Below are 19630 nucleotides of genomic sequence, written 5' to 3' on the forward strand. Positions count from 1 at the left end.
TACAAAGGTCATGGCAGCAAAACTTACCACCATTACAGGACATTATCATAGTTATGTAGCAGATCAGGTGTTAACACACTTTCAGCTCAACGAAACTATTGATTATTTTGATGACCAAAATCGATTAAGCAAAATCTTTCTTACCGGTACAGGAATTGTCTGCGGCTTTCAGGTTTCAGCCAATGTGGGGTACTCTACTGTTACGATAACGCAGGGAAACGGAATTACTACTGACGGTGATTTGATAAAACTGACCACAAAACCCCTTACCCCTGCAGATCAGGCGAAGGCAACTCTTATTAAGCAAAAATTGTTCTCGATTGATATTTCAAAAATTGATTATAAAACCTATAAAGTATTTGATACAGACAAAGGCAATTACCCGCATTTTAAAAACGCCGGCAATACAATATTGCCTATGTGGGAATTACTGCCGGAAAAACCAGCCGGAACTCCTTTGGAAAGCGGCGAATCTTTATTAACAACTTTTGCCAACTTAAAAAATCATGTTGTCATTTTATATCTTGAAAATTATACCAAAGATACCGCTTTATGCGATGAGGTTGATTGTTCTAACAAAGGCGGTGAAGAAATTTTTAACTTACGTGTACTGGTTGTAAGCCAGGCAACTGCTAATATCATTATTGGCAAAAGCGGTTCTCCTGAAAGAGATCCTCTTTATAATAAATACGATGTTTTTCAAAAATACAGCACGCTTGACGAGTTGGGCGTAAAAAAAGTAATCCCAACATTCAACAGTACTTCGACAGCCAATCAAATCAAACAGCTATTTACTACTGTTGTCAATGATGTTTCGTTTAAATCTGAATTACTTGCTAATTTGGCTACCGTTCTTATACCCTTTGGTTATACAAGTCAGCTTACAGCCATCAATACCCGCATCACGGCCCTGCTTACTATTGACCCAATCAATATTCCGGCAGATATTCATTACCGATACGATTTATTAAAAGATATCGTGGCGACTTACAAAGAACTCAAAGATCTTTTTATTCAGCTCAAATCAGAGTGTAATCCGCCTATTGGTTCATTTCCAAAACATTTATTATTAGGATTTGTAGAAGATAATAATCGTTTTAAAGATTACAGACACCAATTTTACAAAGCGGCGGCTTTAGACCAGAATAAAACATTCAGCCATTTTGATTCTTTAGTCAGAAGGTTAAAAGGAATTTTAGATAATTATCAGGTAACGGCCAATAGCATTAAAATTACGCCATCAAAAACAATGGGTAAATTAGGCTCTAAATCGGTTCCGTATTACTATAATGTCGACGATAATTTATTGCATGCCTGGGATTTTGAAAAAAGCAGCCTTTATAATCATCAGGCCAATTTTAGTTATCATACTACAAATTTGGCAAACAATGATTATATCAAAACACCGCTGGGTTATTGTACAGACGATTATGATTTTTATCGAATTGAAGGTTATTTAAACGATAGTGTCGATGATGTAAAAGCATTTTTAAACTCAAAAAGAATAGAATTCGGACTGGATTTTGATTTTTATATTTTGGATGTTACTGAAAATGCTGCCGATTTAAAAATCTTATTCAACACTAATTATTCTTTTGAGCATAAGGCTGGTGTTAAAAAAGGAGGAACTTTGCTGCTGCTAAAATCAGGAACAGCATTTATAACCGATTTTGCTATTGATGGAAAAATAAGCCCTGACAACGGACTTGGATGCTGTACCATTATGGGATGTCTCTATCCGTGGATCAGCTCCTTACGTTATATCAATAATTTGTCCAGAAGTATCAGAGGAACCCAAAGCAAACGGGTTGAAATGCCTACGCATTACACATTAAGCATAAAAAAATATTCTATAAATGGGGTAAATTTAATCACCAACAGAGTTTTAGTAAACATTCCGTTAGACCAGATTCTCGCCCGTCGTCTGCATGTAGTAATGGAAACACTCAACAATCTATTCCCTACAGGGCTTTTATTTGATTTTATTGAAGAAGAGAAAAAACTTAGAATTATGCGCCTTGAAAAAGATGTTTTTGAATTTGAAGTTCAGGATATTACACTTTCAAAATCTGCTCCAATCTATACGTTTACAGAAAACGGCGTGACCAAAAATGGCAAAGTGTTCTCTACAAATAAAATAACCTGTGCTATTATCAACTCACATAAAGCCAATATTTACAAAAAAATACATGCTAATTATGATCCGATTAATAAAGACGATGACAATTTTGGACGCTTTAATGATGATTGGGATAAATTCGAATATTTAAGAGGCCGATTGAGATACCATGAGGTTACAGAATCCTATATGAGATTTCCAAAAACGTTTGAAGATTTCTACACAATACCGATGATTTACAATAATCAGGAAATTGAGGACACAACTGTAGCAGAAGAACTAATGTCTATTGCTGACCAAATCATAAACATAAATGATAATTATAATAATATTTATATTGGCGGCGACTGGGTAAACGGAAACTGGGTTAACCCTACCATGCAGTCTTATTACTTAAAAAATTATGATGATACCAACGATGAGTTAGTGCGATTTATGAATTTGAGAACAAAAATTCATAATGAAGAAAAAGTGAGTAAATACATGATTCACATTGATACTACCAGAACCGTAAAAACGTCAGAGTTTGATGAACTAATCAGCCGATATGCTAAAAAAGCAGAAATCTATTTCTACAAACCCACAAACGGCAATTTTATTAAAATAGAAGCAAACCGTTTTAGAAACCTAAATAGAAAAATAACGGAGCCTGTGGTTACAAAACCCGTAGTCACTAAACCCCTAGTTACCAAAAGAGATCTGAAGAAACCGGGTGACACCAAATAAAAAAGCTTGAGACTTATACCAGAACTGGCAGGTCTCAAGCTTTAATGGGGAGCTGCTATCAATTACGATAACTATCTTTTCCCAGTATAACCTCTCGGTCAGATACAAATGTAAGAAAAAAAATTAAACTATCAAATAAAAATGAATAAAAATTCACATAGTATTCAAAGAGTTTTTTTAGAAATAGAAACACCTTCAATGGTGATGGCTAATTCTATCAAAAACAGCCTTGCTATGTTTGTGCAGGAGGAGGTGATCCCGATCTTCGAAAAACATTTTAATTTGGTTAAAAATATTGATAATCAGATAATTCAACTAGAAAAATTAGAAATTAACATTCAATCCATTACAGGAAAAAATGACACCTCTTTTTCTAAAAATGACATAAAAAACCAAATCGAAAAAGAGGTACAAAAAGCCTTGAATGGTTTACAAAAAAACACTAAAAATGAAGATGAAAAAGGTTCTGAAATTCTTACAATTTCGCATGAGGACAAAGACCTCAAAACCTTACTTTATTTTATAGAAAATGGCAGTATGCCGTGGTGGTTTTCTAATGCGGGTGAGGTAGATTTTTTAAAAAAAGTCAATCCTGACCGATTAAAAAATGATGTTTTCAGAATTCCGTTTAACAGATTAATACAGCAAAAAAAAGTTCAAAACCGAATCGTAAATCAGTTTTCAAATCAGGAAATTGCTGTTTTGAGTTCGGCCGTTTTAGGTTCAGAAAATCAGCAAAAAGCATTTTCAAAAAACAATTTGCTGCAGCTGCTAAATCAAAAAACGCACTCTTTTAAAGCGACATTCTGGCAATTGATTTTTGATTTTTGGATTGAAAAAAACCCAATCAACCTCATCAAATTTTATTATCAGAAGCAGGCTCAGTTTTCATCTAATAAAATGTCCTTTGAAAATTTTATTCAAAATATAAAAACACTCGTACCGCTTGATTTTACTGATAAAGAGCTAACCGAAATGAAAACGCAGTATTTGATTTCTGAAAAAGAAAAGCCAATTAAAAAAGAAGAAAATATATTAAAATCTGAAAGCAGTTTAATAAAAGAGGAGTCTATAACCGATGATGATTATCAGGAAGATAGTCTGGGTTCTAAATCCTGCTACGTGCAAAATGCAGGTTTAATTATTTTGCATCCCTTTCTAAAAGAAATGCTCAAAAGCTGTGGTTTAATGGATGACAATAACACTCTTTTAAACAAGGAGTTAGCTGTACATGCTTTGCATTATGCTGCTACAAAAAGAGAAAATGACTATGAACATCTGATGCTTTTTGAAAAGTTCTTATGCGGAATACCAATGCAGCAATCCATACAAAAAGAAATTAAAATTGATGACAAACATAAGGAACAGGCAGAAAAAATGTTAGACGCTGCGGTTTATCATTGGTCGGCTTTAAAAAATACTTCTACAGCTGTTTTAAGGAGCGAATTTCTTCAAAGAGAGGGTAAACTGGACTGGAGCGAATCTAATCCGAAACTGACAATTGAACGCAAAACGCAGGATCTTTTATTAGAAAAAATTCCATGGAATATCAGCATCGTTAAAATTCCGTGGATTCAAAAATTAATCTATACCCAATGGTAGAAATTCCAACGGTAAAAATTTATAGTTATGAGAGCATTTGACCAACGAAAAAGAAACAGTCCCGACAGCGGTACTTTTTTTGGCCCTAAAATTCAGAAGAAGTTAAAAACAGGAACGGTTGGAGATAAATATGAAGCAGAAGCAGATCATGTAGCCGATAAAGTGGTGAATAATAATGCATCTGGAGGCGGACTTTTGCAGTCGAAAGAACAAGTACAGCAAAAACCTGTTTCAGAAACCATTTCTGCTGTTCAGGCTAAGGACATGAAAGAGGAAGAATCTGTTCAAAAAAAATCCGATAAGAAAGAAGAAGAAAAACCAGTTCAGAAAAAATCGGATAAAAAAGAAGATGAGAAACCGGTTCAGAAAAAAGATAAAAAAGAGGAGGATAAACCTGTTCAGAAAAAAGACAAAAAAGAGGACGAAAAGCCTGTTCAAAAAAAAGAACAAAATTCAGAGACAGAAATTCAGAACAATGAATTAGAAGGAAAACTGGATAGCTCAAAAGGCGGCGGAACCGGTTTGGATAGAAAAACCAAAGGCGAAATGGAGTCTGGCTTTGGTACGGATTTTAGCAATGTAAAAATTCATACAGATGCCAGAGCTGTTCAAATGAGTCAGGAATTAGGAGCTCAGGCTTTTACCAATGGCAATGATGTTTACTTTAACGAAGGAAAATACAATCCCGGTTCAAAAGAAGGTAAACATTTGCTGGCACACGAATTAACCCATACAGTGCAGCAAAACAGAAGTGCCAATAAAGTACAACGCTATGCAAAAGATAACGGTTGGAGATATTCTCCTCCTGCAGCTGTAAAAAGATCAATAAATGAAATACAAGCAATTGTAGGTACTACTCCAGACGGCACATACGGCACAAATACAAAAAATGCTGTTATAAATTATCAAAAGAAATTGACTGGTGCTGGCTTGTACAAAGATACTATTGATGGCAAATGGGGTAAAAATACCGAAAGCGCTCACATTTCATTCTCTCAGGAAGTTGAGGCAGAAACCTACAATTGTTCAGGTTTAGCTTTCAAAACATTCACAAGAATTGGACTGGCAGATACAAAAAAAATCTTATCCACTATGACAGCTTTGGCAAAACCTACAGATACTTGTGATCCAAGAGATTATAAATTTTGGTTTTGGGAGTACACTCTTACACAAACCGACACCCTTACCGGAGCATCGGCTAGCGGTACCGACTTTCACATTGTTGGCGGTCAAACCGATGGAAAAGGAAATGACCCAACTCAGGTAATGTCTAAAAATGGAGGAAGACCCGTTAAAGGTCCTGGCTCAGCTATGTCCTGGCAACCTCCTGCATCTGAAATTACTACTCAAAGCAATCACAAAGAAACGGTTGTTCCCAATTCTATTAAGACCAGAACAAATATGGTTTTGAAATGTTTTTGCAGTAAAAAACTTCCTTAAATTTAATAGATGAAAAACGGCAATCTTTATAAATCCCTACCTGTTTTCTATCTGTTGATAATTCTTTTAACCTCATTAATAACTTGCACTAACAACACAAAAAATAACAAAATGAAAAACGAAAACCCACATATTATTAAGAACAACAATGTAATTGTATTAGAATACACCCTTAAAAATAATAAGCTTAATGGTGTGTGCAAATGGTATTCTTTGGATGGCACTTTACTTACAAGCGGAATTTTTAAGGACGGAAAACCTTATGAAGGCTCGTTTTTAAATTGGAGCTTAAAGATTCAAAACATTTTTAAGGAAGATCCGTATGAAACTTCGGTATATTGTAGAGATTGGGTTGAATTTTATGAAAGCGGATTTGATTCTAATCTACCTGATTATAATGAGTTTATGGAGTTTTATCAAAATGGAGCAAAAAAAACGAACTAAATCATATTAGGTCATGGGTGCTTTTTCAACAACAAGTAATGCTAAACCAAAGAGTTCTTCTTTTTCAAATGAAAGGAATAATGATGCTTTTTTTGGTGTACAGGCAAAACTCAACATTGGAAAATCAAATGACAAACATGAAATTGAAGCAGACAAAGTAGCCGATACGGTTATTGCAAATAAAAAGAATGTTGCTCCCGACCCATTTTTTACGGCTTCGCCCACTCTTCAAAATAAAGCCACCACAGAAGGAATTACTCCGGTGGTTCAGCCAAAATTAAAAGTAGTTCATAATAAACAAGCAGTATCTCCCGGTACTTTTTTTCCTGCTTCGCCCGTTATTCACAACAAACGAACCAGCGAAATCCAGAAAAAAAACGATACCGAAAAAGAGGTGCAAAAAGAAACCGCAGCCGAGAAAAAGATTCCGGTTGTTCAATTAAAATCAGATAAAGAAGAATCTGTACAAAACAAAATTGAATCTCCTAAACCGAAAGAGAAAACAACTACTTCTAAATCTTTAGTACAGCCGAAAAAAGAAGAAGAAATTCAGAAAAAAAACACGGTTGAAAAAGTCGATACCGCTCAAAATAAACCCGATTCGGTAAAAACTGAAAGTCCGAAACATAAGGAACCGAACCTTGCTCCAAAACCACTGATTCAGAAAAAGAAAGAAGAAGAAATTCAGGCTAAAGAGGAAGAGGAAATTCAGGCAAAAGAAGACGAAAAAGAACTTCAGATGAGTGCGGGCGCAGATGCAAATCCTTCTGACAGTTCTAACTTAGAAAGTACTTTAAACAGTAGTAAAGGCGGCGGAAATCCGCTATCGGGAAAAGTAAAAAGCGACATGGAATCTGGCATTGGAGCCGATTTCAGCAATGTCCGCATACACAATGACTCAACCGCTGTTAAAATGAACCAGCAATTGGGAGCACAGGCTTTTGCAACAGGAAATAATATCTATTTTAATGAAGGAAAATACAATCCGAATTCAACGGCTGGAAAGCATTTACTGGCCCACGAATTAACACACACTGTACAACAAGGAGCAGCAATCAGAAAAAAACCGGAACCAATATCTCCGGCTCCGGAAATGATTCAGGGTTCGTTTCTCGATTTAGTTCCCGACTGGATCATCAATCAGGCACGACACGTTCCGGGTTATACCCTTTTTACTGTTATTGTTGGTTATGATCCATTGCGACAAGTCGATGTAGAACGAACTCCTATCAATCTTGTAGAAGGATTAATGGGGCTTATTCCTTTTGGAACAGCCATATTTGACAAACTTCAGGAATATGGAATACTACAGCAGGTTTTTGACTGGGTCGAAGGAAAATTAAGCGAACTGGGATTAACAATCGACAGTATTCTGGATATGGTCGAAGATGTCTGGGACGAAGTATCGTTTCCTTACACCGATATAATTGATTTAGTAACCGAAAAATTTAATGAGTTAGTTAACAGAATAACTTCTTTTGTAAGCGCAACAGTAGATCAGGTAATTACCTGGATAAAAGAAGCTTTGATTGGTGTTGCGGAGCCAATTTTAGCCGAAAACAAAGCGTGGTCATTAATCAAAAAAATAATCAAATACGATCCGTTGCGCGATGAAGCGGTCAATGCCACAACGGTCGAAATATTAGAAGATTTCCTGATATTAATTGACAAGCAAACAGAGCTTGAACAAATGCGTGAAAAAGGCACGCTGCAAAAAACCGCTGATTGGCTTGATACTCAGGTTGGTACTTTCACTTCATTATTAGGCGAACTTCGCGGACTCATAACTTCGGCCTGGGATGCTATTCAGCCGGCGAATCTGGCAAATATCGCCGAAAACCTTTCCATACTGGCAGATCAGGCTGGAGGATTTCTGCAAAGAGTTTGGGATTTTGCCTCGGGTGTAGCGCTCAAAGTATTAGAACTTGTTAAGGAGTCATTATTGGGATGGCTTTCAGCTCAGGCTGCTACCGTAAGAGGTTATTCACTGGTTAAGGTAATTATTGGAAAAGATCCTTTTACACAAGAAGCTGTGCCTCGTACAGTTCCAAATCTTATTAGAGGTTTTATGAGCCTAATGGACGGAGGCGAAGAACAGTATGCCCAAATGGTCGAATCGGGTGCAATAGCCCGAATCGCAGGTCAGATTGAAGCGGCAGTTGCCACTTTGAACATGACACCAGAATCTATAATACAGTTATTTACTGACATTTGGAATTCTATGTCTATTAATGATCTCATTCATCCCATAGATGCATTTATGAGAATCATTGAAAAGTTTGGAGAGCCTATTGGACGTTTGATTGCATTTGTTGCAGAAATTATCCGAATTGTTATTGTTGCCATTCTGGAGATTATGAATTTCCCTTTCGATCTCATAGGAAACATCATTACCAGGGCATTAGAAGCAATTGAGGATATTAAAAAAGATCCTATTGGTTTCCTGAAAAATATTCTCAAGGCTTTAAAACAAGGATTCATTCAGTTCTTTGATAATATCGTAACTCATTTAATCAACGGTGTTACAGGCTGGCTTATGAGCGAGCTAAAAGATGCTAATATTCCGGTACTTACCGATTTCTCTTTACAAGGTGTTATTACCTGGGTATTGGAAGTATTGAATATCTCCATGGAAAAAATCTGGGAAAAACTAGCTGCACATCCTCGTATAGGGCCAGCAAGAGTCGCCAGAATCCGAAGCATGATTAATACTCTTGAAGGCATTTGGACATTTATCAAAGATGTTCAGGAGCGAGGAATGGCAGCCATTTGGGATAAAATACAGGAACAGCTCAGCAACCTTTGGAATACTGTTCTCGATGCCGTGAAAAACTTTGTCATGGAACGTATTGTCAATCGAATAACTGCCAGACTTTTGAGCATGTTAGATCCAACCGGAATTATGGCGGTGATAAACGGTGCCATGGCTTTCTTTAGTGCCATACAAAGTTTTATAAAATACTTGCGAGAAATGCTCGAGGTAGTCAATTCCTTTGTCAATGGCGTTGCAGATTTAGCCAGAGGAAATGTCACTACAGCTGCAGACTATTTAGAAAGAACCATGGGACAAGCAATGCCAGTTGTAATTGGCTTCTTAGCTAATCAGGTTGGATTAACCGGAATTGGTGCAAGAATTGGCGAAATGATTATTTCTGTACAGCAAATGGTTGATGAGGCATTGACCTGGTTAGTAAACCAGGCTGTAGACAGAGGAATGGCGATGCTAGACAGGCTTATGGGAAGAAGTGCGCCAGAAGAAGCAACTGCTTCCGGTCCTATTGCAGGAGCTTTAGCTGAAATTAATAGTGAATCTGAAAAAGAAAAAGATGGAGGACAAATTACTCAGGAAGAAGCAGAAGTAATTAAAAATAAAGTCAATGCCGATCATCCTAATGTTATTAATATTTCATCTGTTACCGATGGTGGAGAAAATTGGGATTTCATCTATGTTCAGAGGTCTGTTATACACATTTCTAAATCAGGAGCTGAAATAAATATTCAAGATTTGTTGTTGGATAAATCAAATGATACATATTATTTAGTTACTGCAAAAAATGCAGCTACACAACAATTGACAATGAAAATTTTAAATCACCCTACTTCAACTATTGCTTATAATACCACCACTATAAATGAAGGTATTGAACAAGGAACTTGGGAAAAACTCTCTCCAGGAGGCAGCTCACCTGTGAGTATTGGACAACATATTAAAGCTCCTTATATAACAGGATCTTATATAGCTGAAATAGTGGAACCAGAAAGACAAGGTTTAGTTTCGTATAGATTCCGTAGACAAACTGCTAAATTCAGTACTGTATTTAGTAATTTTGTCACAAAAGTAAGTACTGGGGAAATAATCGTTATAAGTCAAGATAATGAATATTTGAGAAGCCAAACACCTTCTCCAGAACTACAATCTTGGGCACAATCCGTATTACCACCTAATGCTCAAGACCCTGCTTTTTTATCATTAACTGTTGATGGTACTGCACATGCGGATCATATTATACCATTTACAGCAATTGTACAAATGTCTGATTTTAACTTTCTGACCACTGAACAAAAAATTGCTGTTTTAAACTTAATGGAAAACTTTGCCGCATTAAGCCCTAGAGCAAATTTATCAAAAAATACAAGATCGTATGCACAATGGACTCGTCACGCTGAATTGAATATTCCTGTTGATAATGCATTTAGAAGAATGATGATGAGAAGAGAAACTCAGGCAAGGGCTGCACTTGTTGCTAAGATTAATGAATTTTTAAGATTAAATACACCACCTTGAAAGGCTAATGATTTACCGCTTTCATTATTAATGAAAGAATAAAAAAGTTAATGTTAATTCAATCTTCAGGGCGACCAAAATAAAATAAAAACTGGAAAGATTGTATAGACAACAATTTGAAAACATTTAAAAAAATAAAGTCATGCAAAAAACATTCTACCAAAAAGAACTGCTTATTAAAGCGACCCAACAAAGAAAAGGTGCAAATAACAATAAGAAAGACGTTGAAAAAATCCAGTCCTGGCTTAATTTATTTGCTATGCAAAATCCAAATTCGGGAACCGCAACGGGTATCGATGGTGATTTCGGGCCTGCAACAGAAAAGGCTGTAGTGAACTTTCAAAAATTCAACAGCTTATCCCAAACTGGAATTGTTGATCAAAAGCTATTTGATATACTGGTTTCACCACTCAAAAAAGCTTTTGAAAGTCCAATATCAGGTAATAATTTGAGAGAATTAATTGTAAATGCAGCTAAAAATCATCTCAAAAATCATCCATTTGAGCTTGTTATTAACACTCAAAGTAATTCTGGCCCGTGGGTGCGAAGTTACATGGATGGAAATGAAGGAACCGACTGGTTCTGGTGTATGGGCTTTGTTCAGGGCATTATTGATCAGGCAGCTTCTGTTCAGGGAAAAAACTTCAAAACCCTTATGCCTTTAACGTACAGTTGTGATACAGTTGGCACAACGGGAATTCAAAAAAAAATACTGACTCGCTTTCAAACGGCAAGAACCAATCCGGCTCTCATAAAACCCGGTGACATATTCCTTCTGCAAAAAACAACAAATGACTGGATTCATACCGGAATTGTGATTGCGGTTCAAGGCGATATAATAGAAACTATTGAGGGTAATACCAATATTGATGGTTCTCATAACGGAAACGCGGTCATGAACAGAATCAGAAACTTTAAACAATCTAAACTTGATTTTTTTTCAATAGAATCCTTAGTTATATAAAAAATGGAAAATGTATTCACTTACTTAAAAAACCAATTCGTATTTCAGCTTGACGTACTTTTTCAAGTTGATGACCCGGCACAAAAACCTGTTTTAAATCAACAGGATTATAATGGGTTTATTATCGAATTCATTATCGAAAATCATCTGACGGAGATCGACATTCTCTTATTAGGATTAGCTTTTGTTCCGCATGTTAAACCAGATTTTTTGAGCGCTGTTATTGCCGAATATTTACCAAATGGCGGCGAGTTACCTGAATTTGGTGGTGTTAAGGCAAAAAATCATAGAGGAATTTTACCAACCGGGGAAACGGCGCAGTTTTTAATTGCCGGAAATAACTTAAACGACAGGGTTGCTTTCTACAATTATTTACACAATCACTCCTTTCTTTTTCAAAAACGAATTATCAGGATAGAATCTGTTCCAAATGGAGAACCTAAATTGAGTGGTTTGTTGAGTTTAGAAGACGAATACATCGAAAAATTCATTACAGGTAAAATTCTTAAACCTCAACTGAGCAGTATTTTCCCGGCACAATTAATAGAAACCCAATTAGACTGGGACGATTTGGTACTGAATCCAACAACTCTAAATAACATCAAAGAGATTGAGACGTGGCTTAAATTCAATGAAATTTTGCTTCAGGAATGGGATATGAAATCAAAAATAAAACCCGGTTTCAGGGTCATGTTTTATGGCGCACCCGGAACCGGAAAAACGCTTACAGCTTCTCTTCTTGGAAAGTATACAAAAAGAGATGTGTACCGAATCGACTTGTCTATGGTAGTTTCAAAATACATAGGAGAAACCGAGAAAAATCTTTCTTCTCTTTTTGACAAAGCAACTGATAAAGACTGGATTCTCTTTTTTGACGAAGCCGATGCTGTTTTCGGAAAAAGAACCAATGTAAGAGACGCCCACGATAAGTATGCCAATCAGGAAGTTTCGTATTTGCTGCAGCGTATCGAAAATCATCCCGGACTGGTTATTCTGGCTTCTAATTTTAAAACCAATATTGATACTGCTTTTACCCGAAGATTTCAGTCAATAATTGAGTTTGAAGTACCTTCTTATGGGGAACGTTTACAGCTTTGGAAAAATAATCTCCCTAAGGGTATTAGAATTGCTGAGGATGTAAACCTTAACGAGCTTTCAAAAAAATACGACATAACCGGCGCCAATATTGTCAACATCATTCAGTATGCCTGCCTGAGAACATTAGAAGATAAAAATGAAAACATTAAACTTGATCATCTTCTTCAGGGAATTAAAAAAGAATATGCTAAGGAAGGAAAAATGATGTAAATGAATGAGTGATGATTAAGAACTTTACATCTTAATTCTTTAACTTTTATTTGAATGTTGCGGATTATTTGAGTGAATTATGATTAATTTAGTTATACTCTACTAATGAGTTTTCTAATTATCTCACATACGAAAACATGAATTTAAATTTCACAAATATTCCTATTCTTACAACCGAAAGATTAGTGTTAAGAGGTCTATCAGAACAAGATACAGAACCCATTCATCAGCTTCAATCTGATCCTGTTGTAAATGCATTTGTTGGAAGAGATAATTCTTCGACCTTAGAAAAAGCAAAAGCCTATATTGTAAGAATAAATAATTTGATACAACAAAAAGAATGTCTGTATTGGGCAATCTCTTCAAAAAATGACAATAAATTTATTGGCAGCGTTTGTCTTTGGAATTTTGATCCTGAAAATGAAATTGTAGAAATCGGATATGAAATGTTGTCTGAATTTCAGGGCAACGGTTTTATGTCAGAAGCCTTAAAAGCAGTTATTGAATTTACTTTTAATACAATGGAAGCAAAAATAATAACGGCTTTTCCATCATCAGATAATAGTACTTCGGTTAATTTATTAAAAAAACTGCATTTCACTTTTGAAAACAAACCTTATAATAATAAACACGAAAATATAAAAAACATAACTACTTATGTTTTAAGATCCCGCTAGTACTGCCTAAAATTACTTATCTCTTAAAAACATCGCTAAACTGATAGAGCAAACGTTCTATCAGTCTTAAATCTTCTGTGATAATATCAGACCTTCCCTGCATTTCCTGCTGAAATGAAATATCTTTTTTGTACGATGTCTTTAAACCATTAGGAAATGAAACATCAATTAATAAATTTCCTGCTGTATCCGGAGTCAGCGATACTGCCTTGATTTTACCTTTGATAATTCCAAATTCCCTATCCGGAAAATTAGTCAGCTTCACATTTACGGTTTGTCCAATTTTTATTTTTCCTGAATTTAATGCCGGAGCACTCACCTTCCCTATATAACCATTTTCATTATTTGGAATTATTGCAAAAATTGTAGATCCAGCCTCAACAGATTGATTTTCTGACCAAATTTGCAAAAAGGTAATTTTGCCCTCTATAGATGATCTGAGTACATAACTTAATTCCCAGTCTTTTATAGCTTTTTTTAATTGATAAAATGCCTGAACTTTATTGTTTTCCAGGTTTATCAACTCTTTACTTTCATTTATGTGGGTGGTTTTACTATTTCGGTTCAGGTCGTTTAATGATGATTTTAACTGCGAAATTGTGCTAAGCAGATTTTTATATCCTTTTTGTGCCTGCAAATAAACTAATCTTTGTCTTTCTACTTCCTGAGAAGAATAAATTCCTTTTTGAAATAAAATCTCATACCGGTCCAGTTCATTTTTTTGAAGAACTAATTCTCTCTGATTGATTTCTTTTTGAGATACGAGCAAATTCAATCTTTCTTTTAGCTGAATATCTTCATAATTTTGGGCAATATCTTCTACATGATACGGCTGAAGTTTAGTGTTAAGCTGATCTGCTATATATTCTTTTCTGAAATTTGCAAAAGCACTTTCTACATCGCCCAGTTGTACATATCCCAGTTTTGCAAAAGGAAAGGCAGTTTTTTCAATGTCTATTGTGTCTACTATACTTTTGAGCAGAAAAACATCATTATATTTTGCCGAATTTTCCAGAACCGCAAGCGGTGTATTTTTTTTCACCAGTGTTCTGTCTGCAACCAAAATTCTATCAATTTTCCCTGATGTCCTCACAATTAGTTTTTGTGGCGGTGTATTGGTAGTAATTGTGATTTGAGAATTTATTATATCCGGATATTTTACAAACCATGAAATTAAGAACAGGATAAAAATAAAGACTAGCAAAATAGTATTCCCCCATTTTTGAATTGCTTTTGGAGGATCAGACAAAACGTCTCTTACCTCTTCGCTGTAAATTTTCAGTCCATCATTTAGTGCTTCCATTAATTTCCTAGTTCTAATTGATTTTTTACCAACTCATAATATTTACCTTTCAATCTGGTCAAATCAATATGGTTTCCTTGTTCTACAATTTCTCCGTTTTCGAGTACAATAATATTATCTGCACTTTTTACTGTACTTAATCTGTGAGCGACAATAATGGCAGTTTTACCAGAAATAAAATTATTCAGGTTCTCCATAATCACCTTTTCATTATTGGCGTCGAGAGCACTTGTTGCTTCATCAAAAAATAAATAATATGGGTCTTTGTAAACTGCCCTTGCAATCATAAGACGCTGCTCCTGGCCTCCGCTCAGTCGTATGCCTGATGTTCCTAATTCTGTATTATATTTATTAGGCAGCCTTTCGATAAAATCTTCTATATTGGCAACAAATGCAGCATTGTTCAACTTTTCTCTGTCAATGATTTCATTCTGTTCAGATTCAGAAATATTCCCGGCAATGGTATCATTAAACATAAAAGTATCCTGCATGACTGCGCCACAATTTAAACGCCAGAAATCATTGTGAATGTCGTTCAGATTTATTGCACCAATATTTATACTTCCTCCAACAGGATCATAAAATCGTAAAAGCAGCTTCATTAAGGTAGTTTTACCGCTTCCGCTGGCACCAACTATCGCTGTCGTTTTCCCTTCCGGAATAACACAACTGATATTCTTTAAGATTAATGGGGAAGATTTTCCGCCATAGCGAAAAGATAAATCTTTTAAAACAATCGATTTATCTTTTGGCAGTTCTTTTGCCTTATGTGCCGCGTCTACATCTTCATCTTCTTTTAAGTGTACCTGAGATAAACGTTCTAAACTTATTTTGGCATCTTGCCAGGATTGAATGAAAAGCACAAAATTGCTTAGTGGCATATTAAGCTGTCCTACTATAAACTGTATAGAGGTCATCATACCTAGTGTCAAATTGCCATCTACAACTGCTTTTGCCGAAAGGAAAGTGATGATAATATTTTTTAACTCATTGATAAAATTGGCGCCAATAGTTTGGTATTGAGCTAATTTTAAGGTACTCAACGAAGTTTTGAACAGACTGATCTGATTGAACTCCCATTTCCAACGATTTTTTCTTTGGGAGTTGTTTATTTTTATTTCCTTAACTCCATTAATAATCTGAATTAATGAGGTTTGATTTTGTGATAGCTGATCAAATCTTTTAAAATCTAATTCTGCTCTTTTTTTCAAAAAGAAAAATGTCCATCCAACATACAAAACCGCCCCGATTATAAATACCAGAAAAATTGTTAAGTCATAAAAAGCCAGAATTGCATTAAATATCACAAAAGTCACCATCGAAAAAATCATATTTAGACTCGAAGATGATATAAAATTCTGAATACGTGTGTGATCTGTAATACGTTGTAAATGTTCTCCGGCATTTCTGGTTTCAAAATAGTTGACCGGTAATTTCAGCATTTTATACAAAAAATCTGAAATCATTTTGATGTTAAACCTGCTTGTAATATGTATAAGAATCCATTCTCTAAAAACACTAACTAATGTTTGTGATAAAATAAGAACCAGCTGCGCCACAAGAATCAGGTAAATAAACGGCATATCCTGATTATTAACCCCAACATCAACAATAGACTGCATCAAAAAAGGCAATATAAACTGAATACAGGTTGCAACCAGTAAACCAATAAATATTTGATAAATCAGTTTTTTGTAAGGCTTAAAATAAGGGTATAAAAAAGAAAATCCTTTTTCACCTTCTTTGTCATCATCCTGCTCATTAAAGTTAGTATTGGGTTCCAGAAGCAAGACAAACCCTGTCTTATCAATTGTATCTGTCCAGGCAGCCAGAAAATCTGCGTGCGTATAAGTTAATAAACCCTGAGCCGGATCTGCAAGCCAGATTTTTGTTTTGGATGTTTTGTATACTACCACAAAATGTTTCTGACGCCATGGCACTATAAATGGTGTTGGCGCTTCGTTTATTAAACTTTCTAATGAGATTCGCATTCCAAGAGTACGCATTTCTATGGCTTCTGCAGCTTCTGCAATACCGCCCATTGTCACACCAATTCTTGTTATACCTGCTTTGTCTCTAAGAAATTCTCTCGAAAAAGTTTTACCGTAATACTTGGCAATCATTCTTAAACAAGTCGGACCACAATCTCTGTAGTCCAATTGTCTAAAATACGGGAAATTTTTTTTAACCATTTTATGCTTTACTTTCTTTAATCAGCTCCCAAATTTTGGTGTTAAAATTACTTTTGCTAATTCCTGTTAATTTTTCCAGTACAGTAAAATAATTGTCGTTACCTCCTTTTTTGTTTTTTCCGCAGCATACAAATTCAATCACAGCAGAAAATCCTTTTTCTCTTTCGATTTTTTCAACCAATAATGCATTTACAACATAATCAGCCATTAAATGTTTTTCCTTGCTTTCTCCAAAATTTAATTGAGGTGTTTCATAAATTGCCAAAGCCAGCCAGTCGGTATTTGGGTTCGAAGCTACTTTTTCTTTAAATGTATTTAAGATTTGTTTCCATGATATTCCCCAGCTTCCACCATATAGATAAGCGCAGCCTTCGTCTACCGGTTTGTTAATTACATCTCTGGAATATGCAAAACGTAATCTGTCGTGCCATAAATCATGAGGATCAAAACTATTAAAGCTTTCGTCAGCATTACCGCTTACAATTAATAAGGTATTGTTTTCGTTTGCACTAAAAGTGCTCGAATTTTTTCCGTTATAATCTAATTTATAATCAAGTCCAATATTTTGTATAATATCAGAAAAATCACTGCAACCATACCATTCTATTTGTGCGTTAATTATATTTAATTTTTTATCCAGAGCAGCAACAGATTTTACATACTCCCCTGCGACTTTGTTGTTTAGTTTATTTTTATAATGAAAGGTACAGTTGCCAATTTTTTTACTCTGCCATGCAATTGTATTTCGTTTTAGAGGAGATGAGAAAAAGAATTTACTATCCTTTTGCTTAGCAATAACCTCAAAACTGGCAGCCAGGACAGGAACATTTTCTTTCATTCCTATATAAGAGAATTGGATTAAGAAATTGTCTGCATCCAATTGTACTACGTTGTTCAAATATCCTTTATAGAAATTATCATCTTTAGTTTTTGCATTTTGCTCGATTTTTTTCATTTCATCAAGCAACATCGATGTTTCTAATAAGTTTTCTTTTTCTACAAAAGGATTTTCCTTATTGGGATTTTCCTTTAAAGAAAGAAAATTATTCAATGATTTTACTAGTTTATTAGATACAACCGTATCCTTGGGCAAATTTAAATTTGGGGACAAAGTCAGCGATTTTGTCTGTCCGAAATTGGATAAAGAAAAAGATAAAAGCAGCGTAAGGAAAAATATTTTTAATGTCATTGTTGTAGTTATTATTAGAATTTAAAAAAACCTTCTTTTTCTTTTTTATAAAAATCCTCAATTGGATTTAATTTGCAAAAATCATTGTACCTAAAATCCAGATCCCGATTACTCAAATCAAAATAGTTTGAAAGTTTTTGATATTTCTCAAGAATATTTTGGCATTTGTTATCATAAATAGTATACAAATCTTTTCCTTTCTGAGTATAAACTTCATCAAAATCAAGAAGTTCAAGTCCAGTTCTAAATCTTGAAAACTGATCAGCCAATCGGCCAAGAAGTTCGTGCTTTTCTTTTCCGGTAAAAACATCTTTTGAGAGCAATATATCAAAACACTCTACTCTTTTTGTTACCGTGTACAAACCATGAAATGCACCATAAATATCTCTGTAATCCCAGACTTGTTTTGTATAATCACGCATAACTAAATTGCTTACATCAATTTTGAAAAAATCATTTTTATTTTGCAATACATAATAAAAATAATTGTGAGATCCCTGGTGTATTAATTCCTCAATAAAATAGATAAGATTATTTTTTCCTAATACATAGAAAGATAGCATTCCAAGAGTTTCAATTGATGTAAAATTTAAAATTTTCGGATTATCATGCAAGTAAATTTTTTTGTTAGCAAAAGCCAGTTCGTTATAAAATTCAGGAAGATTTGCTTTTATGATTTCAATGGCTTCAAATAACTCTTCATAATTATCTTTCCATGCAGAATTAAATAAGGGATTGTGATCTAAAATATGCCCTTTGTAAAATTCGCGATAATATCGCTTTTGTACAGGATGCAGCTCTTTTAGGATTTCAAAATCTCCGGATTTCAATACTGGTTCATAAGGTTTGTCTGCCCCTTTTTTAAAATAGCCGGCATTTGGAATATATGAAATATCATTAAGATACGAATGGGCAATTTTTAGTTCTTTTTTCTCAACAAAATAACCTTGTAATAATTCTTCTAAAAGTTCATTTGAAAATAGATTTTCTTTTTTTGCACCAAAATACGAAAACAGTAATGGTTCTAAAAAAATATTGTCATCATCAAAATCTATATTTTCTAACAAATAAGGAGCTTCTTTATAAATAAGCAACTTTATAGTGTTTGTAAATTCAATTTTTGCGTTAGTGACATTATCCATAGTAAATTATATTTTAAACTATTTATTGAAATTTGCTTGCGTAAAACAAATCAACAGTTAATGAATGAATACAGGTAATTGGTAAAAAATCTAAATTTTTATTCTGCTTATAAAATTTATTACAGTTTAAAAACTGTCAAAATGAATTGTTTGAAAATTAAAAGAATGTCCGTAAAAAACCTTTAAAACATAAATGTTAATTACGGACATATCTAAAATGTTATTGATGTGGCATTACA

At 34.5% G+C, this 19630-nt stretch carries 12 protein-coding genes; 8 read left to right on the top strand and 4 right to left on the bottom strand.

Features of this window, described 5'->3' with window-relative positions; translation table 11 throughout:
* Positions 1-10 precede the first annotated feature (10 nt).
* From JOD96_RS10665 to JOD96_RS10700, 8 genes are all read left to right on the top strand, one after another.
* Entirely contained in the window at positions 11-2845 is a 2835-nt protein-coding gene (locus JOD96_RS10665; RefSeq protein WP_209564251.1) for a hypothetical protein, read from the top strand.
* A 141-nt stretch (positions 2846-2986) separates the two neighbouring features.
* A complete protein-coding gene (locus JOD96_RS10670) occupies positions 2987-4447 on the top strand; it encodes a contractile injection system tape measure protein (protein ID WP_209564252.1) in 1461 nt (486 codons plus the stop codon).
* A gap of 27 nt (positions 4448-4474) precedes the next feature.
* Entirely contained in the window at positions 4475-5887 is a 1413-nt protein-coding gene (locus JOD96_RS22445; protein ID WP_245188390.1) for a DUF4157 domain-containing protein, read from the top strand.
* A 111-nt stretch (positions 5888-5998) separates the two neighbouring features.
* The gene (locus JOD96_RS10680) at positions 5999-6331 is read left to right on the top strand and encodes a hypothetical protein (protein ID WP_209564253.1); all 333 of its coding nucleotides are present in this window, start codon (positions 5999-6001) and stop codon (positions 6329-6331) included.
* A 13-nt stretch (positions 6332-6344) separates the two neighbouring features.
* Positions 6345-10616, top strand: coding sequence for a DUF4157 domain-containing protein (locus JOD96_RS10685; protein ID WP_245188391.1), 4272 nt, complete (start codon positions 6345-6347; stop codon positions 10614-10616).
* Positions 10617-10758: 142 nt separating this feature from the next.
* Positions 10759-11580, top strand: coding sequence for a peptidoglycan-binding protein (locus JOD96_RS10690; protein ID WP_209564254.1), 822 nt, complete (start codon positions 10759-10761; stop codon positions 11578-11580).
* A 3-nt stretch (positions 11581-11583) separates the two neighbouring features.
* Positions 11584-12888 carry an ATP-binding protein gene (locus tag JOD96_RS10695; protein WP_209564255.1) on the top strand — a complete coding sequence of 435 codons (1305 nt, stop codon included), beginning with the start codon at positions 11584-11586 and terminating at the stop codon, positions 12886-12888.
* A 137-nt stretch (positions 12889-13025) separates the two neighbouring features.
* Positions 13026-13565 (top strand): GNAT family N-acetyltransferase, encoded by a 540-nt coding sequence (locus tag JOD96_RS10700; RefSeq protein WP_209564256.1) that lies wholly within the window; start codon positions 13026-13028, stop codon positions 13563-13565.
* A 16-nt stretch (positions 13566-13581) separates the two neighbouring features.
* Here the strand turns inward: JOD96_RS10700 and JOD96_RS10705 are convergent, their stop codons facing one another.
* From JOD96_RS10705 to JOD96_RS10720, 4 genes are read right to left on the bottom strand one after another with little or no spacing between them, the layout of a single operon-like run.
* Complete coding sequence (locus tag JOD96_RS10705) at positions 13582-14868, bottom strand: HlyD family secretion protein (RefSeq protein ID WP_209564257.1); 1287 nt, start codon at positions 14866-14868, stop codon at positions 13582-13584.
* On the bottom strand, positions 14868-17060 hold the full coding sequence (locus tag JOD96_RS10710) for a peptidase domain-containing ABC transporter (protein WP_209564258.1): 2193 nt from the start codon (positions 17058-17060) through the stop codon (positions 14868-14870). Before JOD96_RS10710 ends, JOD96_RS10705 begins: the two co-directional genes overlap by 1 nt.
* 1 nt (position 17061) lies before the next feature.
* The gene (locus JOD96_RS10715) at positions 17062-18249 is read right to left on the bottom strand and encodes a hypothetical protein (RefSeq protein WP_209564259.1); all 1188 of its coding nucleotides are present in this window, start codon (positions 18247-18249) and stop codon (positions 17062-17064) included.
* A 14-nt stretch (positions 18250-18263) separates the two neighbouring features.
* The gene (locus tag JOD96_RS10720; protein WP_209564260.1) at positions 18264-19391 is read right to left on the bottom strand and encodes a hypothetical protein; all 1128 of its coding nucleotides are present in this window, start codon (positions 19389-19391) and stop codon (positions 18264-18266) included.
* Positions 19392-19630: the final 239 nt, after the last annotated feature.

Source organism: Flavobacterium sp. 1355 (assembly GCF_017833415.1).
Taxonomy (GTDB): domain Bacteria; phylum Bacteroidota; class Bacteroidia; order Flavobacteriales; family Flavobacteriaceae; genus Flavobacterium.